Consider the following 25,712-nt stretch of genomic DNA (forward strand, 5'->3'; position numbering starts at 1 on the left):
CGAGCCCTCTTAGAAAGAGGCTGAACGCTTGTAATCCTCAATTGCAGCACGCAAAGCAGCTTCGTCATCTTTGCTCAAATCTTTTGTATCTTCGATACGGCCAACTAAATCGGCGTACTTAGATTTCAAATGATCTTGCAAACCTTTTTCGAATGGCAATACGTTCTTCACTTCGAGGTCATCAAAGTAGCCGTTATTCACAGCGTAGAGTGAAGCCGCCATTTCCCAAACCTGCAAAGGCTTGTACTGAGCTTGCTTACACAATTCTGTAACACGACGACCGCGCTCCAACTGCTTACGAGTTGCTTCGTCAAGGTCAGAAGCGAACTGAGCAAACGCTGCCAATTCACGGTACTGCGCCAAGTCGGTACGAATACCGCCAGACAATTTCTTAATGACTTTAGTTTGTGCTGCACCACCAACACGTGACACAGAAATACCGGCGTTAATCGCGGGACGTACGCCAGCGTTAAACAAGTCAGTTTCCAAGAAGATCTGACCATCGGTAATCGAAATTACGTTGGTTGGAACGAATGCGGAAACGTCACCAGCTTGAGTTTCAATGATTGGCAATGCAGTCAAAGAACCTGTCTTACCTTTTACTGAACCATTTGTAAATTTCTCTACGTATTCAGCGTTTACACGAGCCGCGCGCTCTAACAAACGTGAGTGGAGGTAGAACACGTCGCCAGGGTAAGCTTCGCGGCCTGGTGGGCGACGCAAAAGCAAAGAAATCTGGCGGTATGCAACAGCTTGTTTTGTTAAATCGTCATAAACGATCAATGCGTCTTCGCCACGGTCGCGGAAGTATTCACCCATTGTGCAACCAGCATATGCTGAGAGGTACTGCATCGCTGCAGACTCAGAAGCACTTGCAGCAACAACAACGGTGTATTCCATTGCGCCTAGCTCTGTGAGCTTACGAACAACGTTAGCAATAGTAGAAGCTTTTTGACCAATCGCAACGTAAACGCAATAAACGCCTTTACCTTTTTGGTTAATGATTGCGTCAACCGCAACAGCTGTCTTACCAGTTTGACGGTCACCAATGATCAACTCGCGCTGACCACGGCCGATTGGAACCATTGCATCAATCGCCTTCAAACCAGTTTGAACTGGCTGGCTAACAGATTGACGAGCGATAACGCCTGGAGCAACTTTTTCGATAAAGTCAGTCAACTTGGTATTGATTGGGCCTTTGCCATCAATCGGTTGACCGAGTGCGTTTACAACGCGACCGAGCAACTCTGGACCAACTGGAACTTCCAAAATGCGGCCAGTACATTTAACTGGGTCGCCTTCTTTAATGTGGGTGTACTCACCCAACACTACAGCACCAACTGAATCACGCTCAAGGTTCAACGCGAGGCCGATTGTGTTGTTAGGGAATTCCAACATTTCGCCCTGCATAACACCAGACAAGCCATGTACGCGGCAAATACCGTCGGTCACTGAAATTACAGTGCCTTCGTTGCGAAGCTGGGAATCAACACCCATTTCGCTAATTCGGCTTTTGATCAGTTCACTGATCTCGGAAGGGTTGAGTTGCATTACTTACTCCTGGGTCTTATTTCGTATGTTCTTAATAGGGATAACTTATGCGCCAAGACTTGCTTGCATTTGAGCTAACTGTGCTTTAACTGAACTATCCAACACCTCATCTCCAACTTGAATGCGAACTCCGCCAATCAACGCAGGATCTACTTGAATAGTTGGGCGCAATTCTTTACCCCCAAAGCGCTTCTTCAAACTTGACAACAAATCATTTAACGCAGAACCCTCTAATGGGAATGCGCTAGTAATCATTACTTCTGCCGCACCTTCGCTCTGATTCTTCATTGCCTCAAATTGACGTGCAATTTCAGGAATGGCAGAAATGCGATGGTTTTGATTTACAAGACTTAAAAAGCTTGCAATTTTGCCGTCCAGCTTTGTCTTCACCATGCCGGAAAGCAATTTGCTTAAATCATCTGCAGATACTTTTGGATTGTTTGATAAAGCAGCAACTTCTGGCAATGCAGCGAGCTGCGCCAATTCATTTAACTGCTCTAAACAAGTAGCAAGCTCAGCAGGCTTAGCACTTTGAAAAAGTGCTTCAGCGTAAGGGCGTGCAATCGTGGCTAATTCAGCCATATCAAAGTTCTGCCTTTAGTTGATCAAGCAATGTGCCATGGGCTTTTGCATCAACTTCACGACGCAAAATTTGCTCTGCACCTTTAACAGCCAACACGGCAACTTCAGCACGTAACACTTCGCGAGCACGAGTTACTTGTTGATCTGCATCTTGCTTAGCTTGAGAAATGATGCGGGCTGCTTCAGCTTGTGCATTTACGCGAATTTCTTCAGCGGACATTTGCGCACGTTTTTCTGCTTCTGCAACACGCTGCACACCTTCTTGGCGTGCTTTATTTAATTCTTGCTCTGCTTCATTGCTTGCTAATGCGAGTGCTTCTTTACCACGCTCGGCAGCAGCTAGGCCGTCGGCAATTTTGCTTGAACGCTCATCTAACGCCTTAACTAGCGGTGGCCACACAAAGCGTGCAACAACCCACCATAAGACGAAGAAAACGATCATTTGCGCGAATAGGGTCGCGTTCAGATTCACGATATTCCTTTCAGTATTGTTGAGAACGGTTGGATGACCCGGTGGTCATCCACGCCAAAACAATTACTTAATAACTGCGAGCAGTGGGTTTGCGAAAGCAAACAACATTGCAACACCAACGCCGATCAAGAACGCAGCGTCGATCAAACCAGCCAAAAGGAACATCTTAGTTTGGAGTGGCTCCATCAATTCTGGTTGACGTGCACAAGCTTCGATGTACTTACCACCCATCAATGCAATACCTAAACAAGCACCGATCGCGCCGAGGCCGATGATGATGCCGATAGCGATTGCTGTGAAACCTTGAATATTTGCGAGAAATTGTTGCATGTTGCTGACTCCTGAAGTTAAAGAGATAAGTTAAAAATAAAAAATCTTAGTGATGGCTATGCGCTTGCCCGATGTAGACCAAGGTCAACATCATGAAAATAAAGGCTTGCAACAAAATAACCAAAATGTGGAAGATGGCCCAAGCTGATCCAGCAATAACATGGCCCACCAATCCGAACAGGGATAAATCAAAATTAAACGTCCACACGCTACCTAGCAATGCGATCAACAAGAAAACCAACTCGCCGGCATACATGTTGCCGAATAGTCGCATTCCCAATGAAACACCTTTAGCAAGATATTCGATGATGTTCAAAGCGAGATTGAATGGGGCCAAGTACCACTTCGCGCCAAACGGGGCAGAAACGAGCTCATGCAAGAAGCCGCCAAAACCTTTTACTTTGAAGCTGTAAAAGAAAACCAAAAGCAAAACAGACATGGACATACCCATGGTCGCATTCAGATCGGTTGTAGGAACAACCTTATGGTGCGGAACATGAACACCAAAGCTTTCAATGAAATGATTGACGCCTAAAACCCAATCCACTGGAATCAAGTCGAGAGTATTTAAAAGGATGATCCAAAAGAATACAAACAGAGCAAGCGGGGCAATGAAAGAGCGGTCGCCATGAACAATGCTCTTCGATTGTGTTTCAGCCATCTCCACAATCATTTCAACAAAGCACTGGAAACGACCTGGCACACCTGGAGTTGCGCGACGCGCTGCAATCAACAAAATAAATACCGTGAGCAAGCCCATGAGGGATGCCCAAAAAATGGTGTCTAAATTGATAATGCTGAAATCAATAATGGACGTCTGTGGTCCACCTGAATTGTTGAGGTTTTGTAAGTGCTCTGAAATGTACGCTGTTGGCGTCATTTGCTCGGCTGCCGCGTGGGCTTGGTTTGCTTCGCTAGACATCTCTTAACTAGTCCTTTGGTTCAATCTCATTTATTACTCTTAGCGCCACAACCACGCCAGCCACACACACTTAAGGGCAAGCACATAAGTCACCAACAATGGGACCCAAAGCACACCCGGGATCAAATATGCAACCCCTAAAAACAGCATCAAAGTAACGACGATTTTGATAAATTCGCCCGAAACCAATGCTGCCAAATAATTACCTGGATTCAATATCTGCGTATTTTTTGCCAACTCCAGCCTGATCAAAAACAAGGCTGACGGCAAGACGCTAATTAAACCACCTAAAAAGGCCGACTGAGTATAAAGGCTTACCCCTACCGGCTCCCCAAAAATTGACCAAATCACCATGCTGAGCACGGTAACGGCTACTTGCGCAGCCAAAATCCTCCAGGGCGACAGCGGGGGGTGTTTAACGGCATTGCTGGCTTGCAACGCAGTCATTTCCTCTTTACTTAAAACCCGATAGACCTCTTCTTCGGGCTCATCCCAGTCATTTGCCTCGGAAAATCGATTTTTTTGAGGAATCAATTTAGCCCCGTGAGTTTAATGTGTGCACTGCAATAGGTCAAATGTTTTAGGGTCATTTTTAATGACTTTTAAGCCTCGACGCCCAGCTTTTTTAGCAAAGAATCCAACTCGTCAAATTGGCTGAAGCGAATTCTGAGTTCGCCGCCCTTGCCTTTGAACTTAAATTCTGCATTTAAACCTATCAAATCAGCGATTTCTTGGGTTAAACGGCGCATATCTGGATCTCGACTTGGTGCGCCGCCCTCCGCCTGAGTTTTGACTTTTTTATCGCCAATCTGTCCACCGGCGAGGGCTAGGGCGGTAGACATTTTTTCAGCCTCCCGAACAGAAAGACCTTGGGCTGCAATTCTTTGCGCCAAGGCGACTTGACTTGCTCCAGGCAAAGGCAATAAAGCGCGTGCGTGGCCCATATCAATATCACCCGCCAAAAGCATAGCTTGCACTGGTTTTGCCAGTTGATTTAAGCGCAATAAATTGCTTACAGCACTGCGTGATTTGCCTACCGCTTTTGCTGCTTGTTCATGCGTGAAACCAAACTCCTCAATTAACCTTGCGAGACCCTGAGATTCTTCCAGCGGATTCAAATCTTCGCGCTGCATATTCTCAACCAAAGCCATTGCGGCGGCAGCTTGATCATTTGCGCCAGAAACTAAAACAGGCACCTCTTTTAAGCCTGCCAATGTTGCCGCACGGAAGCGACGTTCACCCGCAATAATTTCATATTTACCAGGAGCGACCAAACGCACTAACAATGGTTGCATCACACCTTGTTCGCGAATACTCTCAGCCAACTCTTGTAATGCGACTGCTTCCATTTTTTGACGCGGCTGATATTTACCAGCCTGCAATGCGGTTAATGGCAAACGATTAATTTCAGCAGTAGTTTCTTTCTGCGCCTTATCACCGAGCAGCGCCTCTAAGCCACGACCCAAACCTTTTTTCTTAATAGCAACCATAATATTTTTCTTGTTCCTAGGTTTTACATTTGCTTAATGCGCTCAATCATCTCAGCACCAAACTCTAAGTAAGCTTTAGCGCCACGCGATGACTTATCAAACGCCACCCCAGGAAGCCCATAAGACGGGGCTTCGGCCAGGCGGACGTTGCGGGGAATAATGCTCTTGAATACTTTGTCGCCAAAGTGCTCAAGCAATTGATCGGAAACCTGTTGTTGCAATGTCATGCGCGCGTCAAACATCACGCGTAACAAACCGATAATCACCAAGTCAGGATTTAAGTTTGCATGTACCTGTTTGATGGTGTTAACTAAATCTGATAATCCCTCTAACGCAAAATATTCACACTGCATTGGTACGATCACGCCGTTCGCTGCACACAATCCATTGAGAGTTAACAAAGATAGTGCAGGGGGACAATCAATCAAAATAAAATCGTAGTCATTTGCTACGAGTGCAAGCGCATCTTTCAATCGTTGTTCGCGAGAATCCAAATCCACCAACTCAATTTCTGCGCCAGCTAAATCACGATTTGCTGGAAGCACATCGTAGCCAGAACTTTCGCAACGCACCGCGGACTCTTTCACTGATGACAAGCCAATTAAGACTTGATACACGGTGTTATTGAGATCCGCTTTTTCAATTCCAGATCCCATCGTGGCATTACCTTGTGGATCTAAGTCTACTAACAAAACACGTTGCTGATGTCCGGCTAAACCGGCGGCCAAATTCACAGCAGTGGTGGTTTTACCAACCCCGCCTTTTTGATTTGCAATACAAAATATTTTGGCCATAGTTTTTCTTAAAAATGTCGTACTTTAGAGGGGTAATTTTCTCACGGGGGATAAGACTAAAAGTCTGCGCTCCACCGCCAAATTTGGGATCTGTAAGGGCTCATCGGCAACCAAGCGCCAGTCATCCATGCAAACATCTTGCAGCTCTTCATCTGCCCGCCTAGCTTTCATCGCGAACACTAGGCCATCAGACTTCAGAAGGGGAAGGGAAAGCTCTAGAAAATGGGCAAGATTAGTAAATGCTCTAGAAATCACTGCATCAAACTGTCCAGGCTGTGATTTAGCCACCGCCTCGACACGTTCACTCAGAACCTGAATATTCTTTAGGCCCAACTTGCCACGTACGTGTTGCAAGAACGCTGTTTTTTTGCGGATAGCCTCAATCAGGGTCACATGCCACTCGGGCTGCAAGATGGCAATAGGGATTGCTGGTAAACCACCACCCGAGCCAAGGTCTGCAATTTTGGGGTTTTTTAAATCCAAAAATTGACGCATCACGGGTAAAACCGTAATGGAATCAATGAGATGCAATCGTACTGAGTTCTTTTCACCCTCAATTGCAGTCAAGTTATGCACCTGGTTCCAGCGACCCATTTCCTGCAAAAAGAGCTCTAAATCTGCAATATTCGCGGAACTGAGATTGAGGCCTAACCCTTCAATTCCCAAAGAAACCAAATCATTACTCATGGGTTTCTTCTTGGGTGCGGCCTAGACCCTTTTTAAGGTGGACCAGTAGTAGCGAGAGAGCCGCCGGCGTCACACCAGAAATTCTGCCGGCCTGACCCAAGGTGCCAGGCTTATGCAGATTCAGTTTTTGCTGCACCTCTTTAGACAAACCAAGAACCTGGGTGTAGTCCAAAGACTCGGGCAAAGGAAAGCTCTCGTTATGCTCTTGCCGAGCAATCTCAACCGCCTGCCTATCTATATAGCCTTGATATTTAATAGAAATTTCAACCTGGTCGCTAATTTGCTGCGCTAAACCCAAGTCATCATCCAGCGTTCCCGGCGACCAAAGGCCATCAGCCAAGCTGGTTATCGCCTCATAAGTGATGCCGGGGCGCCGCAAAAGATCAGCCAAACTACACTCGTGGGATAAGTCTTGGCCTAAAAGCTCAGAAACTGCCTTCGCTGAGCCATGCTTTGGTCCAATCCAAATATCTTGCAAGCGGGATGTTTCACGTGAAACAGCCTCCTGTTTTCTGCAAAACGTATTCCAGCGATAGTCATCTACTAAACCAAGCTCACGGCCAATGGTAGTTAGACGCAAATCCGCATTGTCTTCACGCAGGCTCAAGCGGTACTCGGCACGACTTGTAAACATGCGGTAAGGCTCTTGAACACCCAAAGTAATCAGGTCATCCACCAAAACACCAATGTAAGACTCACTGCGCTTGGGCAACCAAGGCTCCTTGCCCTGTGCCGCTAAACCAGCATTGATGCCAGCAAGCATGCCCTGTGCTGCAGCCTCTTCATAACCCGTAGTGCCATTAATCTGACCTGCAAAGTAAAGACCGGCAATCGCCTTGGTCTCCAAACTATGGCGTAAGTGGCGTGGATCAAAGAAATCGTACTCAATGGCATAACCAGGACGCACAATCACCGCAGACTCTAAACCCCGAATACTTCGCACCAAACTCCACTGAATATCAAAGGGGAGGCTAGTAGAGATTCCATTGGGATAAAACTCGTTTGTTGTTAAGCCCTCAGGCTCCAAGAAGATCTGATGACTATTTCTGGAGGCAAAGCGATGAATCTTGTCTTCAATAGAAGGGCAATAGCGGGGACCAACCCCCTCAATTACACCCGTATACATTGGCGAGCGGTCTAAACCACCCCGAATAATGTCGTGTGTTTGCTCATTCGTATGGGAAATCCAGCAAGGAACTTGCTTTGGGTGTTGCTCAGGTCGACCCAAATAAGAGAAAACCGGCACCGGATCTAAGTCACCAGGCTGTTCCAGCATCACCGAGAAATCAATAGTGCGGCCATCGATCCTCGGCGGCGTACCCGTCTTTAGTCTTCCTTGAGGAAGTTTCAACTCTTTTAGCCTGGCTGACAAAGAAACAGCTGCTGGGTCACCAGCTCGACCACCAGCGTAATTATTTAAGCCGACATGAATCTTTCCATCCAAGAAGGTTCCGGCCGTTAAAACCACCTTCTTGGCCATAAACTTCAGGCCCATTTGCGTAACTACACCCTGGACCTCGTCACCTTGAACCAGTAAATCATCAACAGCAGCTTGGAAAAGGGTCAGGTTTTCCTGATTCTCAAGGCGACGGCGAATCGCCGCCTTATATAAAACTCGATCGCTCTGTGCGCGGGTTGCGCGGACTGCAGGGCCTTTGCTGGAATTCAATATCCGAAACTGAATACCGGCCTCATCAGTGGCCGCCGCCATGGCGCCGCCCATAGCGTCAATTTCTTTAACTAAGTGGCCTTTGCCAATCCCGCCAATTGAGGGATTACAACTCATGGCGCCTAAATTCTCAATGCTGTGAGTAATAAGCAGGGTGTCACATCCCATGCGCGCGGAAGCGAGGGCAGCCTCGGTCCCGGCATGACCGCCACCAACCACAATGACATCGAAGTTCTTTGAATAACGCATGATTTGCCTCAGATAGGGCGATGATCATAGCATTTTGTAGGTTTCACGTGAAACAAATGCTCACTCAAATAACAATAAAATATAGCACCTACTTAATAAGTCATTGATTTAATTGAGTTTTTGTAAAAATAGCTATTAATGATTGGTGCTAAACAATCCCACAATGGCCGCCGCCGAGAAGTAGCGGCACATATTGAACGAATGGCGGGAGGTTTTAAATGAGTACGGCGCCGAAGCGCCGCACTAAAAGCGAACAAGAAAAACCTAAATCAATTCTTCTTCTTAAAGAGATGAGTAATTTCGCCAACAACCCCGCGACGGAATGCCAAGACACAGATTACGAAAATAAATCCAGTTGCAATCGTGCTCCAAGATCCAATGTTAGCTAGATAGTTTTGTAAACCAACCACAATGCCGGCACCGACTACTGGACCAAGGATGGTGCCCATTCCACCAAGCAATGTCATTAAAACAACTTCGCCAGACATGTGCCAATGAACATCGGTCAATGTTGCCAACTGGAAGACAAGGGTTTTCAAAGAACCAGCAAGGCCCGCAAGCGCCGCTGAAATCACAAAAGAGATTAGCTTGAAACGATCAACGTCATAACCCAAAGAAACTGCGCGCGGTTCGTTTTCACGAATAGCTTTTAAGACTTGGCCAAAAGGGGAATGCACTGTGCGAACGATCAATGCAAATCCAAGCAAGAAAACAGCGAGCACAAAGTAATACATGCTGACATCATCTTTTAAATCAATTAGGCCAAATAGCATTCCGCGTGGCACACCTTGAATGCCATCCTCACCACCAGTAAAGGGGAGTTGAACCGCTAAGAAGTAGACCATCTGGGAGAGCGCAAGCGTCACCATCGCAAAATAAATACCTTGTCGACGAATAGCCAAAGAGCCAATCAGAAAGCCCAAGACGCCAGAGCCCAAGACGCCCAACACAATTCCAAACTCCGGAGATAGGCCAGCTTCTTTACAAAGATAGGCGGTGATGTAAGCAGAGGTTCCAAAGAATGCCGCGTGTCCAAAAGAAAGAAGTCCCGTGAAACCCAACAACAAATTAAATGCGCAAGCAAAGAGGGCGAAACACAAGACCTTCATTGCAAAAACTAAATAAATAAAGTCTTGGAACGGAAGCAGTAGGGCAATTAAAACCAGAATCCCATAAAGCAGTTTTGTATTTGAGTTCACTTATTTCTCCCGGCCGAAAAGTCCAGCTGGACGAATGAGCAACACGATTGCCATGATCACAAAAATAACCACGCCAGAAGCTTCTGGGTAAAAAACTTTAGTTAAGCCCTCGATCAAACCTAAGGCTAGACCGGTCAATATAGAGCCCATGATGGAGCCCATGCCGCCAATCACAACAACCGCGAAAACAACAATGATGAGATTCGACCCCATCAATGGGTTAACTTGAAAAATTGGCGCAGCTAAAACGCCAGCAAAGCCAGCAAGGCCCACACCATAGGCGTAAGCCAAGGAAATCATTAGTGGAACATTGATGCCAAATGCTTGAAGAAGTTTTGGATTTTCAGTGCCAGCGCGAAGATAGGCGCCCAACTTGGTTCGCTCAATCACATACCAAGTAGAGAAACAAACTACCAAAGAAACCACAACAACCCACAAACGGTACTTGGGCAAAATAATGCCGATAGACTCTAAAGGTATTGCACCTTGCAATAGCTCAGGAGCTGGATAGCTCTCACCAGAGATTCCATACCAGTGACGGAACATGCCCTCAATAATGAGCGCCAAACCAAAAGTTAACAACAAGCCATAAAGGTGATCAAGGTGATAAAGGCGCCTGAGCATTGTGCGCTCAAGAATCAAACCAAAGCCCGCCATAACCAAGGGCACCAAAATTAATGCAAACCAATAGTTAATAGAGAACTCAGGAAAGCCAAACCATTGGCCGACTTGAGTAAGGCCAATCCAGGCAACAAATGCACCCATTGTGTACTGGGCGCCATGCGAAAAATTGATGATGTTGAGTAGGCCAAAAATAATGGCCAGACCCAAACTCAAAATGGCATAGAAAGAGCCATTAATAAGCCCCACCAAGAGCTGAGCAACCAGCCCTTGTGGGGTAATTCCAAGAAGTTCAAACATACTTAGCTAGAAATGAATTACTTGTTAGTAACCAACTTGCATCGTGACAATGAAAGTGGTTGTGTTGCCTCAGCAGCAGGAATCACTGCCTTGACGTTGTAATAATCCCATGGGCTCTTAGAGTCGGATGGCTTCTTCACTTCAAGCAAATACATGTCGTGCTCAAACTTACCATCGGCGCGGATTTTTCCTTTGAACAATCCATCATCAATGTTGGTGGATTTCAGGGCCTTCATTACCGCCTGTGTATCGTCAGTGCCAGCTTTTTGTACTGCAGTTAAGTAAGCAAGAACAGATGAGTAAACGCCGGCCTGAACACTAGTAGGCATACGCTTGTGTTGCAAGATGAAACGCTTCGAGAATGCGCGTGTCTTATCGTCTTTATCCCAATAGAAGCCTTCGGTTAAATACATGCCTTGTGCAGCATTCAAGCCCAAAGAGTGAACGTCGGAGATAAACATAAGCAAAGGAACTACAGTTTGCTTTTTGTTGATACCAAATTCTGAAGCCTGCTTCACCGAGTTAATAGTATCTTGACCGGCGTTCGCCAATGCCACAACATCGGCACCACTAGCTTGCGCCTTTAGAAGGTATGAAGAGAAGTCGCTATTTGGGAATGGGTGCTTACTAGTACCCAACACCTTGCCGCCGTTTGCATTAACAACGTTGGTTGAATCTTTCTCCAAAGCAGCGCCGAAAGCGTAATCAGCTGTAAGGAAGTACCAGTTCTTTTTGCCCTGCTTTACAACAGCCTTAGCTGTACCGTTTGAAAGCGCATAGGTATCGTAAGTCCAATGTACGTTATTGGCGGTACATTTTTCATTGGTAATTGGCAAAGAGGCTGCGCCAGAAACTAATGTGATTTTATTTTTTTGTTCTGCCACTTCCATTACGGCGAGCGCAACGTTGGTAGACACCAACTCAACAATCACATCAACGCCGTCTTTGTCGTACCACTCACGTGCTTTGTTTGCGGCAATATCTGCTTTGTTTTGATGATCGGCGCTAACCAATTCAATCTTTTTGCCAATAACAGTGCCGTCTTTTGAAAAATCAGCGATCGCCATTTTTGCCGCAATCACTGCGCCAGGACCAGCCAAGTCTGAATAGGTTGAAGATAAGTCAGTTAACACACCAATCTTAATTACATCACCACTAACTTTAGATGTTTGTGCAAACGCTGGGTTTGAACCAAAAAAGGTTGCCGCCACCAGACACGCGGTAATTTGCTTTAACTTCATTTTTATCTCCTATAGATAACCACTAAACACCAAGATACTCATTCAATAAGCTTGCTTTCTCAGCAAGCTCGTTTTGATTAACAACCTCGACTACATTGCCGTGCTCAACAACATAATGGCGATCGGCCAAGGGTGCAGCAAAACGGAAGTTTTGCTCCACCAACACAATCGTGAAACCCTTATTGCGCAAGCTAGTAACCACCTCGCCCAGCTTTTGAACAATCACTGGTGCCAAACCCTCAGTAATCTCATCTAACAACAATAGTTTTGCGCCTGTTCTCAGAATGCGTGCCATTGCGAGCATTTGTTGTTCACCGCCCGACAACCTTGTACCAGGACTGTTGCGTCGCTCATAAAGGTTGGGGAACATTTCATAAATCTCGTCCAAACCCATGCCGCCAGGAGCAATCTCTGGCAACAATATTAAGTTCTCTTCGGTGCTTAGGCTGGCAAAGATGCCGCGCTCTTCTGGGCAGAAACCAACCCCCAAGCGCGCAATTCTGTAGGTTGGCATCGCAATAGTTTGAGCGCCATAAATCTCTACTGAACCAGTTCTCTTGCTGGTTAAGCCCAAAATGGTTTTTAAAATGGTGCTGCGACCAGCGCCGTTGCGACCCAAAAGAGTAACCACCTCGCCATCACGCACAGCAAAGTTCACGCCGTGAAGGATGTGGGACTCTCCATACCAAGATTCAAGGTTTTTAACCTCTAAAGCCATATTACTCATATGCTGTCACCCCCGTGACTACCCATATAAGCCTCAACCACCAGTGGGTTATTTGAAACTTCCTGATAAGAGCCTTCAGCCAAAACCGAGCCACGCTGTAATACCGTAATGCGGTCAGCAATAGATGAAACCACCTTCATATTGTGTTCGACCATCAAAATAGTGCGCCCTTTTGCTACCCGATCAATTAACTCGGTAACACGCTCCACATCCTCGTGACCCATACCTTGTGTCGGCTCATCCAGCAGCATTAACTCAGGCTCCATGGCCATGGTGGTGGCGATTTCAAGGGCTCTTTTGCGGCCATAAGCTAGATTTAGGGTCTCTTCATGAGCAAAATCAGCCAAACCAACCTCAAGCAACAACTCTTCAGCACGCTCATTGAGCACATTGAGTGAGTCGCCAGACCTCCAAAAATGAAACTCCGTACCCAATCCTCGCTGCAGTGCAACACGAACGTTTTCTAAAACAGTTAAGTGGGGAAAAACTGCAGAGATCTGAAACGACCGAACAACGCCGCGCCGTGCAATTTGAGCGGGCTTCTCTTTGGTAATGTCAAAACCATTAAATAAGATCTGTCCGCTACTGGGCTCCAAGAACTTCGTGAGCAGATTAAAGCAGGTGGTCTTTCCCGCGCCGTTAGGCCCAATCAAAGCATGAATGGTGCCCCTAGTAACATCTAGATTGACGTCACTTACCGCAGAAAAACCTTTAAAGGTTTTTCCAAGGCCAATTGTTTTTAATATTGTTTCTTGCAAGCTCAAATCCCCATACCCATTTTTAGGCAAGAAATTAAGAATACCCTAAGAGAGCATTTACTAATATAGCGATAACCCTAAACACACAAAGTGGGTGTTGTTTAATTTGTATGGGTATTTTTGAAAAAGTTCTGAATTGCCACTCTTGCAGCCTCATCCAAAACATCCATAGGAACTCTTTGGGCGCCCTGAACAATCATGAGGGCGTATGGTTTTGCAAGAGCCGCAGCCTCTGGACACAAGTGCAACTCCTCACCAATCGCAGGGGATTGGCTGCGCCAATAATTAATGGCAGCCTCTAACTCTTGAATGCTAACAAACAACATTTTAAGAATTACTTGTCATCAAGCGACAACATGGTGCCGCGACATTTTTTTGCGCCACAACGACACTCGTAATCTTTTTTCATTTTCTTAGTAATGCGGCCCTCGACATCCAAAGAGTAGTCATAAAAAAGCTCTTCGCCGGGTTTGAGGTCACGTTTCGCATAGATAAATACGCGTGGTTCACCATCAAAACTGTCTTCTCGGGTTTCACAACTAGGCTTGCAGGAGTGGTTAATCCAGCGCGCAGCGTTACCGCCGTACTTGGCATCAATGCAGCGCCCATCTTCTAAAGAAAAGTAGAAGGTGTGATTTGGGTCTTTAGGATCGTGTGGGTGGCGCTTCTCGGCCAACTTCCAACTAATACGCTCACCTTTGTACTCAATGATGGCCGCGCCTTTTTTAATAGGCTTTGCAGCAAACACCCCTTTGCCGTGAATGGGTGAAGATTTAACAATAATGCAAGACCTATCCACGTTCGGTAAAGCCAATTTCTTTTTAGCCATTTAAATCAAACATCCAAGTTACGCGCAATTAATGCATTCTTCTCAATAAACGCACGACGCGGCTCAACCTCATCACCCATCAAGGTGGTGAAGACTTGATCAGCTGCAATTGCATCTTCAATTTTGACTTGAAGCAAGGTGCGTGAGCTAGCATCCATTGTGGTTTCCCACAACTGTGATGGGTTCATCTCACCAAGACCCTTGTAACGCTGACGACTGAGCACACGTTCTGCCTCCGAAAGCAACCAAGCAAAAGCTGCTCTGAAATCTTGGATGGCTTGTTCTTTTTGATTTTTATCTGGATCACCACGACGAACTTTTGATCCAGGCAATACTTTGCCAGATAAAACGGCAGCGGCATTTGCTAGGCTTTGATAGTCATCACCATGAACGAAATCGGAATTAATTGCAGATAACTTCAGGTTGCCATGTATGCGGCGGGAGAGCAATAATTTGAATCGATCGGTGCGCTCTTCCTTTTGCACAATAATTTCTGGTGGCAAAGCCAAAGGATTTAAAGAGTCGGCAAGCGCAATGCGTAGGCGCTCGGCAGATTCTTGGGCTGACTGTTCGGTATCTAAATTCAATTGAGTACCAGAAGCAATTGCACGCAAAGCATCTTCATCAATTGTCCGTGATAAGCGATCAACAATAGATTGAATTACCTGATAGTGCTTTGCTAACTCATTAAGAGCTGCGCCCTCAATAATTTCACCAGTAGGGGTTTGAAGTGATGCTGACTCTAGAGCAATCTTTAACAATAGTTGGTTAAGCTCAACATCATCTTTAATGTACTGCTCGTTCTTACCAAACTTCACCTTGTACAACGGTGGTTGCGCAATATAAATGTGGCCACGCTCGATGAGCTCAGGCATTTGTCTATAAAAGAAGGTGAGTAGTAGTGTGCGAATGTGACTACCATCAACGTCCGCATCGGTCATGATGATGATGCGGTGATAACGCAATTTATCAGCCTTATATTCTTCAGCACCAATACCTGTACCCAGCACGGTGATTAAGGTAACTACCTCTTGGCTTGCCAACATCTTATCAAAGCGCGCCTTCTCCACATTCAAGATTTTTCCCTTAAGGGGAAGAATTGCTTGGAAACGGCGATCGCGTCCCTGCTTCGCAGAGCCTCCCGCAGAGTCTCCCTCGACAATGAATAATTCAGATTTAGTTGGATCTTTTTCTTGGCAGTCTGCCAATTTTCCAGGAAGGCCCAAACCATCCAAGACTCCTTTGCGACGAGTCATATCGCGCGCTTTGCGAGCAGCTTCTCGGGCACGAGCAGCGTCTACAATTTTTCCACAAAGGATTTTTGCATCGGCTGGGCGCTCTTGAAGATAAGCACTTAAAGCTTCCGCAACAATTTCTTCTACGGGTCCACGGACCTCGCTGGAAACCAACTTATCTTTTGTTTGGCTTGAAAATTTTGGCTCCGGAACTTTGACAGACAAAACGCAAGCTAAACCTTCGCGCATGTCATCACCAGAGATCTCAACTTTTGCTTTTTTGGCGACCTCATGTTCATCAATATATTTATTAATGACGCGGGTCATAGCTGCACGTAGACCTGTTAAGTGAGTACCACCATCACGCTGAGGAATGTTATTAGTAAAACAAAGTACTTGCTCACTAAAACTATCATTCCATTGCATCGAGACTTCAGCGGTAATGTTGCCACCTAGATCTGATGGGCGAATACCTTCAGCATAAAAAATATTTGGATGCAAAACGTTTTTAGTTTGATTGATGTACTCAACAAAACCCTTTACACCACCAGAGAATGCAAAATCCTCTTCCTGACCAGAGCGTTGATCAATTAATTTGATATGAACGCCGTTGTTTAAGAATGAGAGCTCACGAATGCGCTTAACAAGAATTTCATAATGAAACTCAACATTTCCGAAAATATCTTCATCAGCTAAAAAGTGGACTTCTGTACCAGATAGTGTGGTGTCACCAGTGATGGTGATTGGAGAAACCGCAACACCATTCTCTTCTTGAATATTGCGGTTTTGAATAACACCGCGAGCAAATTCCATGTAATGAGCTTTGCCGTCACGACGAATGGTGAGTTTTAACCATTTAGATAGCGCGTTAACGCAACTAACACCAACACCATGTAGACCACCAGAAACTTTATAGCTGTTTTGGTCAAACTTACCACCAGCATGTAGCTCCGTCATTACAATCTCAGCCGCACTTCTTTTTGGCTCATGCTTATCGTCGTATTTGATACCTGTTGGAACGCCACGACCGTTATCTACGATAGAAATGGAGTTATCAGTTTGGATAACAACAGTAATCTCAGAGCAATAACCTGCTAACGCTTCATCAATAGAGTTATCTAAAACCTCGAAAACTAAGTGGTGCAGGCCTGTGCCATCGGAGGTATCTCCGATATACATACCTGGACGCTTACGAACTGCCTCAAGACCTTCTAAGATTTGGATCGATGATGCACCGTACTGCTCTACTACTTTTTTTTCTTCAGTCATTTTTTTCTAAATTAAATACGCATTGGCATCACAACATACTTGAAGTCTTCCGAGCCAGGCAGAGTAATCACCGCACTACTGTTGGCATCACCTAGGCTAATTTGAATTTTTTCATTCTTCAAGTTTGATAAAACATCTAATAGATAACTCACATTGAAACCAATTTCAACCACATCACCACTATATTCAGTCTCAATCTCTTCCTGCGCCTCTTCCTGTTCAGCATTCGTTGATTGAACGGTAATTCGATTTGGTGATAAGGAGAAGCGAACGCCTTTAAATTTATCCGTCGTCAAGATTGCAGCACGTTGTAGCGCTGATTGCAGAACGTCACGTCCAACAACCAATGAATTCTTGTGACCTTTAGGAATTACTCGTTGGAAATCAGGAAACTTACCCTCAACCAACTTTGAAATCAATTCGATATCACCAAAAGTAAATTTCACCTGGTTTGAGGTAAGACTCATCTCCAGCACCTCATCCGAGTCTTCAAGCAGGTGTTGACACTCAAGAATAGTTTTACGAGGAATGATAATTTCTTGTCTTTGTCCAGAACCCACTGGGGCCTCAGCCAATTCAACTTGGGAATAGGCTAAACGATGACCATCAGTAGCTACTGCAATCACTTGCTTACCCTCAACAACCAACAACATGCCATTAAGGTAGTAGCGAATGTCTTGTTGAGCCATTGCAAAATGAACCTGGCTAACTAGTTGACGAAAACTCTTTTGAGTCATCTTCCAGCTTGCGGTTACCTCACCAACACTTTGCATGACTGGGAATTCAGTCGCAGATAAAGTTTGCAAAGAAAAGCGGCTCTTACCGCTCTGAACAACCATCTTGTTATCTTTAAGATTTAGCGCTACCGGGCCCTCTGGAAGAGCGCGCAAGATATCAAGTAGCTTTCTCGCTGCAACTGTCGTTGTTACATCCTCAGTACCAACACCAAAATTGGCATTAGTAGTAATTTGAATTTCTATATCAGTGGATATAAAAGAAACTTTGTCACCCTGCTTCTTAAACAACAAGTTTGCCAAGATAGGTAAGGTATGTCTACGTTCAACAATGCCACTAACAACCTGAAGAGGTTTTAACAAACTATCACGTGAGGTGTTTACTAGTTGCATTGCTTTTAAATCCTTGTATATATCTTATTAGTAGTAGTAGTAAGGCTCGTTATTTCAGTGGATAACTCAAAAACCGTATATAAAACAACCTATTAAAACCAAAAAAACCTGTGGAAAACTTTTGTATAAACGCTGTATAAATATTGGATAACTTTTAATCAACACCCTATTTTTGCATGAAGCGCGAGCTTTCCACAATTTATCCACACGATGTCCCCAAAGTTATCCATTGAGCTATCCACAACCTTATCCACAGGCTAAAACTATGACTTAAGGGTTTGTTCAATAACGTGGATTTCATGGTTAAGTTGCCCATCGTGGGAGCGCTCTTCACCAATCTTCCGAACGGCATGTAAAACAGTGGTGTGGTCTCGCCCACCAAATAGCTCCCCAATCTCTGGGAGGCTTTTCTGGGTAAGCTCTTTCGCCATAAACATCGCTATTTGGCGTGGTCGAGCAATGTTTGCCGGACGTTTTTTAGAATACATGTCCGCAACCTTGATGCTGTAAAAGTCTGCCACCGCTTTTTGGATGTTTTCAACCGAGATTTGACGGTTTTGTATTGAGAGCAGGTCTTTTAGGGCTACGCGGGCCACATCAATGGTGACCTCTTTGCCATGGAAGCGAACGAAGGCCAAAATTTTCCTTAGTGCGCCCTCCAACTCTCGTACATTGGATCTCAGATGTTTTGCTACAAAGAAGGCAACATCCTCACTCATGGGGATGCCCTCACTTAAAGCTTTCTTCATCAAAATGGCTACACGCATCTCTAACTCGGGCGGTTCAATTGCTACCGTTAGGCCTGAATCAAAGCGTGAAATGAGGCGATCGTCTATCCCAGCCATTTCTTTTGGGTAGGTATCGCTTGTAATGATGACTTGGGCTTTGTTGCTCAGAAGCGCCTCAAAAGCGTAGAAAAACTCCTCTTGTGTCCTGGATTTGCCGCTAAAGAACTGAATATCATCAATCAATAGTAGGTCCAAGGAGTGGTAATAGCGCTTAAAACGGTCAAAAGCCTTTTGCTGATAAGCCCTGACCACGTCGGAGACATACTGCTCTGCGTGGATGTATCGAATTCGGGCACTGGGCTTCTCTTTTAAAAGGTGGTTCCCAATCGCATGGATTAAGTGGGTTTTACCCAAACCCACCCCACCATATAAAAACATGGGGTTATAAGATGTGCCTGGATTGTGGGCTACCTGAATTGAGGCAGCCCTTGCTAGTTGATTGGCTTTGCCGGTTACAAAAGTCTCAAAAGTAAGGTTGGGGTTTAATTTGGAGTGATCTTCAATTTCAAACGCTTGCTCTTCTGTCGAGGCACTATCCGGGCTAATTACAAGCTCTTGGGGCTCAGACTTTTCTTGCGGCGTGCTGATCTGCGTTGTTTGGCTGCTCGATCCCTCAACATTAAGAATGAAGCTTAAGGTGATAGGTTGACCAAAATATTGGTCGGCCAACTCTTGGAAGCGATCAGAAAAAGTCTTTTTAATCCAATCAAGCTTAAATCTGTTTGGGGCTCCCAATATGAGTGATTGCTCACTTTCATCATAAGAAACCAAGCTTAGTGGGGCGATCCAGGTTTTAAATTGTTGGGGGGAAAGCTCGCGAGCAAGCGCGCCTAAGGCGCCATCCCAAAACCCCAATGGGCTAGGTGAATTCAATGTGGGTGGATTCTGTAAGTTACTCATATTTTTGGAGGATCCATTGTAGCGATCCCATAAAGTTATCCACAAGCTAGAAAAACGTGGAAAACCTGTGGATAACTTGTGTATAAAATCTAAAAACCTATATAAATCAGATGTTTAATAAAAACAGCTAAGTAAAATAGAGAAAAATACCTATATATTCTTCCGCAGCGGTTGACCTTTTGCTGCGCAACAAGGAAAATACGGGGTTTTGCAGGATGAATCATGAAAAGAACATACCAACCCTCAGTAACACGTCGTAAACGCACTCACGGATTCCGTATTCGTATGAAAACTAAGAGTGGACGCGCAGTTTTGAACGCACGTCGCGCTAAAGGTCGCAAACGTCTAGCTGTTTAAATTAGCAGTTGAATAGCGCCAGGATTTCTGAATTACTAAAAACACGCCCCAAGACAAGTTTGTATTGGGGTTTGTATTTGGCATCTACAGATCAAGGCGCTAAACCAGACTTAGGTATTGCGGTCGCCAAAAAGCTAGCCAAGCGTGCGGTAGATCGCAACCAATTAAAGCGCATGATCCGTGAATTAGTTAGAGGCGCTCAAGCTACACACCTCAATGGCGACGTTGTGGTGAAGCTGAAAAAACCTATTGGTCGCGAGACGCGCGGCAGACTCAGAAGCAAAGAAAAAGAAACGTTGCGCAGCCAAATCGCAGGGTTAATTTAAAGTGCGTCTATTGAATAAGCTGGCCATTAAGCTTTTGAGGGCTTATCAAATTGCGCTCAGCCCTTTTGTTGGCATGCAATGTAAGTTTGCACCTTCTTGTTCTCAATATGCCTGTGACTGCTTTGCAAATTACGGATTTTTAAAAAGCTGTAGGCTAATGGTGTGGCGTGTTTTACGTTGCAACCCATGGTCACAAGGGGGGGTCGACCCCGCAGTAAAACCAACACCTCATCATCATTAAGTGAATGCAAATGGACTTTAAAAAAACAATTCTTTGGGCGGTCTTCTCAATGTCGGGCCTGATGTTGTACAACAACTGGCAGGTTCACGAGGGGAAACCATCGATGTTTGGTGGGGCCCCTGCCAGCACTGCTGTTGTGGCTGATAAAGCTCAATCAAGCAAGGTGGATATTCCATCTCCAGTACAAAACCCAAGCACTCCAGCGCCGAATCAAGCGCCTGCTATTGTTACTAGAGCAATTGAAATATCAGAAAAGTTTGTATTGCAAAACGATGTGTTGATTTTGGAAATCAGCGCTAATGGTGCCAACATTATTGATGCGAAATTACCCAAACAGCTGACAGCAGAAAAGAAGCCGGTTGAATTATTTCAATACGCACCGAACCATAAATACTTTGCACGTTCTGGCTTAATTGCTTTGGGTAACGCAGATCTACCCAACCATACCACCACGTTTAAATTAGTGCAGTCCGGGAAAGATGGATCCGGAAAACCTTTTATTGTTTTGGCTAGCGAGCGCAACGGCGTAAAACTCGAGAAGACATTTATTTTAAGTCCCGGCAGTTATGTTGTTGATGTTGGACATCGCGTTACACAAAGCAATGCAAATGTAGCGCCACTAGTTCTCTACACAGAGATCGTGCGCGATGCTTCACAAGAGCAAAAAATTGGACCCTTTGATGGCGCGTTCTCTGCAAGCACCTTCACGGGTCCTGCCGCTTACACCGAAAAAGAAAAATTCAATAAGCTGGAATTCACGGCGATTGATAAAAACAAAATTACTATTCCTACGCAAGTGCCGGCTGGGGATCCTGCATGGATTGCTATGGTTCAGCACTACTTTGCCAGCGCGTGGATTCCCGGTGACAAGACGGCGCGAGACATTTATGCGGGAAGAATTGATAACAATCTTTACCGCATTGGCATGCAAACACCCTTGGGCGTAGTTGCACCAGGAACAACCGTTGTTGAAAAAGCAAAGCTGTTTGTAGGCCCGCAAGAGGAAAGCGTTTTAGAAACGATTGCCCCAGGGTTTGCTTTGCTCAAAGACTATGGCTACCTCACTATTCTTGCCAAACCTATTTTCTGGTTGCTAGAAAACATTCACTCCTATGTTGGTAATTGGGGTTGGTCAATCATCTTGTTGACCATCTTGATTAAGCTGGTGTTCTTTCCACTGTCCGCTGCTAGTTATAAGTCAATGGCGCGCATGAAAGAAGTTCAGCCACGCTTGCTTGCGATGAAAGAGCAATACAAAGGTGAGCCACAAAAATTAAACCAAGCGATGATGGAGATGTATCGCAAGGAAAAAATTAATCCTTTGGGCGGCTGCTTACCGGTAGTTATTCAGATTCCGGTATTTATTTCTTTGTACTGGGTTCTGCTGTCTTCAGTAGAAATGCGCAATGCACCATGGATTGGTTGGATTCATGACCTATCAGTTCCGGACCCATATTACATTTTGCCAATCATCATGGCAGCATCTATGTTTGTGCAAACCAAACTAAACCCAACGCCACCAGATCCAATTCAGGCGAAGGTGATGATGTATATGCCGCTAGTGTTCTCGGTAATGTTCTTCTTCTTCCCTGCGGGCTTGGTTCTGTACTGGGTGGTAAACAACTTGCTGTCAATTGCTCAACAATGGCAAATCAATCAAATGTTTGGAAAGAAGCCAGCTAAATAAATTTTTAGCTGCCCAAAGATGAATACGGAGTGCCCGCAATGATGACTAGAAAGTTGCCCATCATTGCGGTTGCCACCGCACCAGGCAAAGCTGGTGTTGGCGTCATTCGCATCAGTGGGGCTCAGCTTTTGCCGCTGTCTGAAGCTTTATTTCAGAAGGCGCTTTCGCCCCGTCAGGCCAACTTACTGACACTTCGTGATGCGCAAGGCGAGTCGATAGACCAACTCATTGCCATTTACTTTGCCGCCCCCGCTTCCTTTACTGGTGAAGATGTTTTAGAGCTGCAGTGCCATGGAGGGCCACAACTTTTAGAGTTGGTCATGAAGCGTTGTCTTGAGCTTGGGAAAGATCAGGGCTTAGTAATTGCTGAACCTGGCGAGTTTTCCTTGCGCGCTTATCTAAACAACAAAATCGACTTAGCGCAAGCAGAGGCTATCGCAGATTTAATTGACGCCCAAAGTGAGGCGGCAGTTCGTGGTGCAGCACGCTCATTGCAGGGAGCTTTTTCAAACGATATCAATAGTTTGATTGAAGAAATTACCCAGTTACGTATTTTGGTGGAGTCCACCCTAGACTTTCCTGAAGAAGAGATTGAGTTCTTAGAGAATGCCCAGGCTCGCGAGCGCCTCAGTACGGTGATGAAAAAGTTGCAAGGACTTCGTGAGGGTGCAAAACAAGGAAAAATTTTGCGTGACGGCATCCAGTTGGTTTTGGCTGGCGCCCCCAATGTTGGAAAAAGCTCCCTCCTTAATCGTTTGGCTGGTGAGGAGGTGGCCATTGTCACGCCTATCGCTGGAACTACAAGGGATCGGGTTAAGGAGAGCATCACCATTAATGGGGTACCTATGCACATCATTGATACCGCTGGCTTGCGTGAGACTGGTGATCTAGTTGAGGCAAAAGGCATCGAAAGATCTTGGGAGGCCATCCGAGCTGCCGACCTGGTTATATTTCTACAAGACCCAAGCCCTACAGACAAAAACAATAACGCTGAGGCCTCGGAGCTGAAAGCCCAAATTTTGCAAGCACTCCCTCCGAAGTGCCCCGTCCTAGAGGTTTGCAACAAATCAGACTTGCTGGGCGAATCCGCAATAAATCAAGACACAAATCCCTGGTTGCTGATTTCGGCCAAGACGGGTGATGGTATTGAGCTGCTAAAACAGAAAATCTTAGAGTCTGTGGGTTGGGGCGGCACTCAAGAGGGCGCTATCTTGGCGCGTAGACGACATTTGGATTGCTTAGATAGGGCTGCCACCCACTTAGATAAATCTCAACAATTCGCAGCAGATGGCAACATATCGCTGGAGTTATTTGCAGAAGAGCTCCGTTTAGCGCAAGATCAGCTAGGGCACATTACTGGAAAACTACTCCCCGATGACCTTTTGGGCAAGATTTTTAGCCAATTTTGTATTGGCAAGTAAAGGGTTTGCTCTTGGTGGGCCAAGCCCTAAAAATATGCCCAAAATGTTAAAATAGTGCGATCAAAAATATTACATTTCATAGGACTCTCATGACTATCAATACCAATGCACCTGAGTACGTAAAAAATCAAAAACTGATTCAATGGGTTGCCGAAGTGGCCGCCTTGACTAAGCCAGACAAGATTCATTGGTGTGATGGTTCCCAATCTGAATACGACGAGTTTTGTGAATTGCTGGTAAACGCTGGCGTGTTTAAGCGCCTCAACCCAGCTAAGCGCAAAAACGCTTTCTTAGCATTGTCAGATCCAGATGATGTGGCTCGTGTTGAAGACCGCACGTTTATTTGCTCTGCAAAAAAAGAAGATGCAGGCCCGACAAATAACTGGGTAGAGCCAAGCGAAATGCGCGCCACTCTCCAGCCACTGTTTGATGGTTGTATGCGCGGCAGAACAATGTACGTAGTGCCATTCTCAATGGGCCCAATTGGTTCCCCAATCGCCCACATTGGTGTTGAGCTTTCTGATAGCCCATATGTTGCTATCAATATGCGCTTGATGACTCGCATGGGTAAAGCAGTGATTGATCAACTTGGCGCCACTGGTGAATTTGTTCCTTGTATTCACACTGTTGGTAAGCCTTTGGCTGCTGGCGAAAAAGACGTTGCGTGGCCTAACAACAAAAACAAATACATCGTTCACTATCCAGAGACACGTGAGATTTGGTCTTTTGGATCTGGCTACGGTGGGAATGCATTGTTAGGTAAAAAATGTTTTGCTTTGCGTATCGCATCCAATATGGGGCGCGATCAAGGCTGGTTAGCTGAGCACATGTTGATCTTGGGCGTGACTTCACCAGAAGGTAAGAAATACCATATCGCTGCTGCGTTCCCATCTGCCTGCGGAAAAACCAACTTCTCTATGATGATTCCTCCAAAGGGCTTCGAAGGTTGGAAGGTCACTACAGTTGGTGATGACATTGCATGGATCAAGCCACGCAAAGACCCTGTTACAGGTAAGACACGTTTGTTTGCGATTAACCCAGAGTCTGGTTACTTTGGTGTTGCTCCAGGAACAAATCGTCAAACCAATCCAAACTGTCTCGATTCATTAAACCAAGACGTAATCTTTACTAACGTTGGCTTAACTGATGATGGTGATGTTTGGTGGGAAGGTTTAACTGATACACCTCCAGCGCATTTAATTGATTGGCAAGGCAAGGACTGGACTCCTGCTGATGGCGCTGCTGGTCGCAAAGCTGCACACCCAAATTCACGCTTCACTGTAGCTGCTACCAATAACCCCGCAGTTGATCCTAATTGGGACAATCCTGAGGGCGTAGCGATTGATGCATTCTTGTTTGGCGGTCGTCGCTCGAACACGGTTCCATTGGTAAGTGAAGCGCGTGACTGGGTAGAAGGTGTTTACATGGCCGCAACAATGGGCTCTGAAACTACTGCTGCTATTACTGGTCAAGTTGGCGTTGTTCGTCGCGATCCTTTTGCGATGATTGCATTTGCTGGCTACAACATGAGCGATTACTTCCAACATTGGTTAAACATTGGTAGCAAGCTTGCTGCTGAAGGCGCTGTGTTGCCAAAAATCTATTGTGTGAACTGGTTCCGCAAAGATGAAAACGGCAAGTTTGTATGGCCTGGTTTTGGTGAAAACATGCGCGTGTTGTCTTGGATCTTGGGCCGCGCTGAAGGCACAGCTAAGGGCAAGGAAACTGTATTTGGCATTTGTCCAGAGCACGCTGATATGCATTGGAATGGTCTCGATTACTCAGTAGACAAGTTTGAAAAAGCGATTACTGTTGCTGTTGACGACTGGAAGAACGAGCTCAAACTTCATTCAGAATTGTTTGAGCATTTAGGTGAGCGCTTACCTAAAGAGTTGGTCGAAGCTCGTAGCAAAATCGAGAAGCGCTTAAACGCCTAGGCA

26 protein-coding genes are annotated in these 25,712 nt (G+C 45.6%); 6 read left to right on the forward strand and 20 right to left on the reverse strand.

The features are described 5' to 3' along the window. Positions 1-9: 9 nt before the first annotated feature. The 20 genes from atpA to dnaA all read right to left on the reverse strand — a co-directional run bounded on the left by atpA (position 10) and on the right by dnaA (position 19,740). A complete protein-coding gene (atpA, locus tag ICN11_RS06180) occupies positions 10-1,551 on the reverse strand; it encodes a F0F1 ATP synthase subunit alpha (RefSeq protein WP_216136752.1) in 1,542 nt (513 codons plus the stop codon). Positions 1,552-1,596: 45 nt separating this feature from the next. Then, the gene (locus ICN11_RS06185) at positions 1,597-2,133 is read right to left on the reverse strand and encodes a F0F1 ATP synthase subunit delta (protein ID WP_216229595.1); all 537 of its coding nucleotides are present in this window, start codon (positions 2,131-2,133) and stop codon (positions 1,597-1,599) included. Between the two features lies 1 nt (position 2,134). After that, a complete protein-coding gene (locus tag ICN11_RS06190) occupies positions 2,135-2,605 on the reverse strand; it encodes a F0F1 ATP synthase subunit B (RefSeq protein WP_215334139.1) in 471 nt (156 codons plus the stop codon). 63 nt (positions 2,606-2,668) lie between these two features. Next, positions 2,669-2,935 carry a F0F1 ATP synthase subunit C gene (gene atpE, locus ICN11_RS06195; RefSeq protein ID WP_012357116.1) on the reverse strand — a complete coding sequence of 89 codons (267 nt, stop codon included), beginning with the start codon at positions 2,933-2,935 and terminating at the stop codon, positions 2,669-2,671. A gap of 46 nt (positions 2,936-2,981) precedes the next feature. Next, the gene (gene atpB, locus ICN11_RS06200) at positions 2,982-3,857 is read right to left on the reverse strand and encodes a F0F1 ATP synthase subunit A (RefSeq protein ID WP_216229596.1); all 876 of its coding nucleotides are present in this window, start codon (positions 3,855-3,857) and stop codon (positions 2,982-2,984) included. A gap of 39 nt (positions 3,858-3,896) precedes the next feature. Next, positions 3,897-4,391: an ATP synthase subunit I gene (locus ICN11_RS06205; protein WP_216229597.1), complete on the reverse strand. Its 495-nt coding sequence runs from the start codon at positions 4,389-4,391 to the stop codon at positions 3,897-3,899. A gap of 68 nt (positions 4,392-4,459) precedes the next feature. After that, positions 4,460-5,347 carry a ParB/RepB/Spo0J family partition protein gene (locus ICN11_RS06210; protein ID WP_216229598.1) on the reverse strand — a complete coding sequence of 296 codons (888 nt, stop codon included), beginning with the start codon at positions 5,345-5,347 and terminating at the stop codon, positions 4,460-4,462. A 23-nt stretch (positions 5,348-5,370) separates the two neighbouring features. Continuing rightward, complete coding sequence (locus ICN11_RS06215) at positions 5,371-6,141, reverse strand: ParA family protein (protein ID WP_216178742.1); 771 nt, start codon at positions 6,139-6,141, stop codon at positions 5,371-5,373. Positions 6,142-6,165: 24 nt separating this feature from the next. Beyond that, a complete protein-coding gene (rsmG, locus tag ICN11_RS06220) occupies positions 6,166-6,828 on the reverse strand; it encodes a 16S rRNA (guanine(527)-N(7))-methyltransferase RsmG (protein ID WP_216229599.1) in 663 nt (220 codons plus the stop codon). Next, the gene (gene mnmG / locus ICN11_RS06225) at positions 6,821-8,746 is read right to left on the reverse strand and encodes a tRNA uridine-5-carboxymethylaminomethyl(34) synthesis enzyme MnmG (RefSeq protein ID WP_216229600.1); all 1,926 of its coding nucleotides are present in this window, start codon (positions 8,744-8,746) and stop codon (positions 6,821-6,823) included. Before mnmG ends, rsmG begins: the two co-directional genes overlap by 8 nt. Positions 8,747-9,015: 269 nt before the next feature. Beyond that, complete coding sequence (locus ICN11_RS06230) at positions 9,016-9,945, reverse strand: branched-chain amino acid ABC transporter permease (protein ID WP_216229601.1); 930 nt, start codon at positions 9,943-9,945, stop codon at positions 9,016-9,018. After that, positions 9,946-10,866: a branched-chain amino acid ABC transporter permease gene (locus tag ICN11_RS06235; protein WP_216229602.1), complete on the reverse strand. Its 921-nt coding sequence runs from the start codon at positions 10,864-10,866 to the stop codon at positions 9,946-9,948. Positions 10,867-10,883: 17 nt separating this feature from the next. Next, positions 10,884-12,107, reverse strand: a complete 1,224-nt coding sequence (locus ICN11_RS06240) for an ABC transporter substrate-binding protein (RefSeq protein ID WP_216229603.1) — start codon at positions 12,105-12,107, stop codon at positions 10,884-10,886. 22 nt (positions 12,108-12,129) lie between these two features. Next, on the reverse strand, positions 12,130-12,834 hold the full coding sequence (locus ICN11_RS06245) for an ABC transporter ATP-binding protein (protein WP_216229604.1): 705 nt from the start codon (positions 12,832-12,834) through the stop codon (positions 12,130-12,132). Further along, entirely contained in the window at positions 12,831-13,598 is a 768-nt protein-coding gene (locus tag ICN11_RS06250) for an ABC transporter ATP-binding protein (protein ID WP_216229605.1), read from the reverse strand. The genes ICN11_RS06245 and ICN11_RS06250 overlap by 4 nt, the downstream gene beginning before the upstream one ends. A gap of 95 nt (positions 13,599-13,693) precedes the next feature. After that, complete coding sequence (locus ICN11_RS06255; RefSeq protein WP_216229606.1) at positions 13,694-13,918, reverse strand: DUF3717 domain-containing protein; 225 nt, start codon at positions 13,916-13,918, stop codon at positions 13,694-13,696. A gap of 8 nt (positions 13,919-13,926) precedes the next feature. After that, positions 13,927-14,421, reverse strand: coding sequence for an SET domain-containing protein (locus tag ICN11_RS06260; RefSeq protein WP_216229607.1), 495 nt, complete (start codon positions 14,419-14,421; stop codon positions 13,927-13,929). A 5-nt stretch (positions 14,422-14,426) separates the two neighbouring features. Then, a complete protein-coding gene (gyrB, locus tag ICN11_RS06265) occupies positions 14,427-16,925 on the reverse strand; it encodes a DNA topoisomerase (ATP-hydrolyzing) subunit B (protein ID WP_216229608.1) in 2,499 nt (832 codons plus the stop codon). 11 nt (positions 16,926-16,936) lie between these two features. Beyond that, on the reverse strand, positions 16,937-18,052 hold the full coding sequence (dnaN, locus tag ICN11_RS06270; RefSeq protein WP_216229609.1) for a DNA polymerase III subunit beta: 1,116 nt from the start codon (positions 18,050-18,052) through the stop codon (positions 16,937-16,939). A 263-nt stretch (positions 18,053-18,315) separates the two neighbouring features. Then, positions 18,316-19,740 carry a chromosomal replication initiator protein DnaA gene (gene dnaA, locus ICN11_RS06275; protein ID WP_216229610.1) on the reverse strand — a complete coding sequence of 475 codons (1,425 nt, stop codon included), beginning with the start codon at positions 19,738-19,740 and terminating at the stop codon, positions 18,316-18,318. 222 nt (positions 19,741-19,962) lie between these two features. Between dnaA and rpmH the strand changes: the two genes are divergently transcribed. From rpmH to ICN11_RS06305, 6 genes are all read left to right on the forward strand, one after another. After that, positions 19,963-20,097: a 50S ribosomal protein L34 gene (gene rpmH, locus ICN11_RS06280; RefSeq protein ID WP_011903922.1), complete on the forward strand. Its 135-nt coding sequence runs from the start codon at positions 19,963-19,965 to the stop codon at positions 20,095-20,097. 8 nt (positions 20,098-20,105) lie between these two features. Continuing rightward, complete coding sequence (gene rnpA / locus ICN11_RS06285; protein WP_216229611.1) at positions 20,106-20,423, forward strand: ribonuclease P protein component; 318 nt, start codon at positions 20,106-20,108, stop codon at positions 20,421-20,423. A 1-nt stretch (position 20,424) separates the two neighbouring features. Next, a complete protein-coding gene (gene yidD / locus ICN11_RS06290; RefSeq protein ID WP_216229612.1) occupies positions 20,425-20,664 on the forward strand; it encodes a membrane protein insertion efficiency factor YidD in 240 nt (79 codons plus the stop codon). A 10-nt stretch (positions 20,665-20,674) separates the two neighbouring features. Next, positions 20,675-22,351, forward strand: a complete 1,677-nt coding sequence (gene yidC / locus ICN11_RS06295; RefSeq protein ID WP_216229613.1) for a membrane protein insertase YidC — start codon at positions 20,675-20,677, stop codon at positions 22,349-22,351. Between the two features lie 41 nt (positions 22,352-22,392). Further along, a complete protein-coding gene (gene mnmE, locus ICN11_RS06300) occupies positions 22,393-23,772 on the forward strand; it encodes a tRNA uridine-5-carboxymethylaminomethyl(34) synthesis GTPase MnmE (RefSeq protein ID WP_370623608.1) in 1,380 nt (459 codons plus the stop codon). An 89-nt stretch (positions 23,773-23,861) separates the two neighbouring features. Continuing rightward, positions 23,862-25,709, forward strand: a complete 1,848-nt coding sequence (locus tag ICN11_RS06305) for a phosphoenolpyruvate carboxykinase (GTP) (RefSeq protein WP_216229615.1) — start codon at positions 23,862-23,864, stop codon at positions 25,707-25,709. Positions 25,710-25,712 lie beyond the last annotated feature (3 nt).

It is taken from the genome of Polynucleobacter sp. 78F-HAINBA (genome assembly GCF_018882325.1).
In the GTDB taxonomy this organism is placed as follows: domain Bacteria; phylum Pseudomonadota; class Gammaproteobacteria; order Burkholderiales; family Burkholderiaceae; genus Polynucleobacter.

Coding starts and splice junctions, on each gene's coding strand:
- rsmG (WP_216229599.1), bottom strand. CDS start 6,828: ATGAGTAATGATTTGGTTTCTTTGGGAATTGAAGGGTTAGGCCTCAAT.
- ICN11_RS06260 (WP_216229607.1), bottom strand. CDS start 14,421: ATGGCTAAAAAGAAATTGGCTTTACCGAACGTGGATAGGTCTTGCATT.
- ICN11_RS06235 (WP_216229602.1), bottom strand. CDS start 10,866: ATGTTTGAACTTCTTGGAATTACCCCACAAGGGCTGGTTGCTCAGCTC.
- dnaN (WP_216229609.1), bottom strand. CDS start 18,052: ATGCAACTAGTAAACACCTCACGTGATAGTTTGTTAAAACCTCTTCAG.
- ICN11_RS06210 (WP_216229598.1), bottom strand. CDS start 5,347: ATGGTTGCTATTAAGAAAAAAGGTTTGGGTCGTGGCTTAGAGGCGCTG.
- ICN11_RS06305 (WP_216229615.1), top strand. CDS start 23,862: ATGACTATCAATACCAATGCACCTGAGTACGTAAAAAATCAAAAACTG.
- ICN11_RS06255 (WP_216229606.1), bottom strand. CDS start 13,918: ATGTTGTTTGTTAGCATTCAAGAGTTAGAGGCTGCCATTAATTATTGG.
- rpmH (WP_011903922.1), top strand. CDS start 19,963: ATGAAAAGAACATACCAACCCTCAGTAACACGTCGTAAACGCACTCAC.
- ICN11_RS06245 (WP_216229604.1), bottom strand. CDS start 12,834: ATGAGTAATATGGCTTTAGAGGTTAAAAACCTTGAATCTTGGTATGGA.
- dnaA (WP_216229610.1), bottom strand. CDS start 19,740: ATGAGTAACTTACAGAATCCACCCACATTGAATTCACCTAGCCCATTG.
- ICN11_RS06240 (WP_216229603.1), bottom strand. CDS start 12,107: ATGAAGTTAAAGCAAATTACCGCGTGTCTGGTGGCGGCAACCTTTTTT.
- ICN11_RS06215 (WP_216178742.1), bottom strand. CDS start 6,141: ATGGCCAAAATATTTTGTATTGCAAATCAAAAAGGCGGGGTTGGTAAA.
- yidC (WP_216229613.1), top strand. CDS start 20,675: ATGGACTTTAAAAAAACAATTCTTTGGGCGGTCTTCTCAATGTCGGGC.
- mnmG (WP_216229600.1), bottom strand. CDS start 8,746: ATGCGTTATTCAAAGAACTTCGATGTCATTGTGGTTGGTGGCGGTCAT.
- atpA (WP_216136752.1), bottom strand. CDS start 1,551: ATGCAACTCAACCCTTCCGAGATCAGTGAACTGATCAAAAGCCGAATT.
- atpE (WP_012357116.1), bottom strand. CDS start 2,935: ATGCAACAATTTCTCGCAAATATTCAAGGTTTCACAGCAATCGCTATC.
- atpB (WP_216229596.1), bottom strand. CDS start 3,857: ATGTCTAGCGAAGCAAACCAAGCCCACGCGGCAGCCGAGCAAATGACG.
- gyrB (WP_216229608.1), bottom strand. CDS start 16,925: ATGACTGAAGAAAAAAAAGTAGTAGAGCAGTACGGTGCATCATCGATC.
- mnmE (WP_370623608.1), top strand. CDS start 22,393: ATGACTAGAAAGTTGCCCATCATTGCGGTTGCCACCGCACCAGGCAAA.
- ICN11_RS06185 (WP_216229595.1), bottom strand. CDS start 2,133: ATGGCTGAATTAGCCACGATTGCACGCCCTTACGCTGAAGCACTTTTT.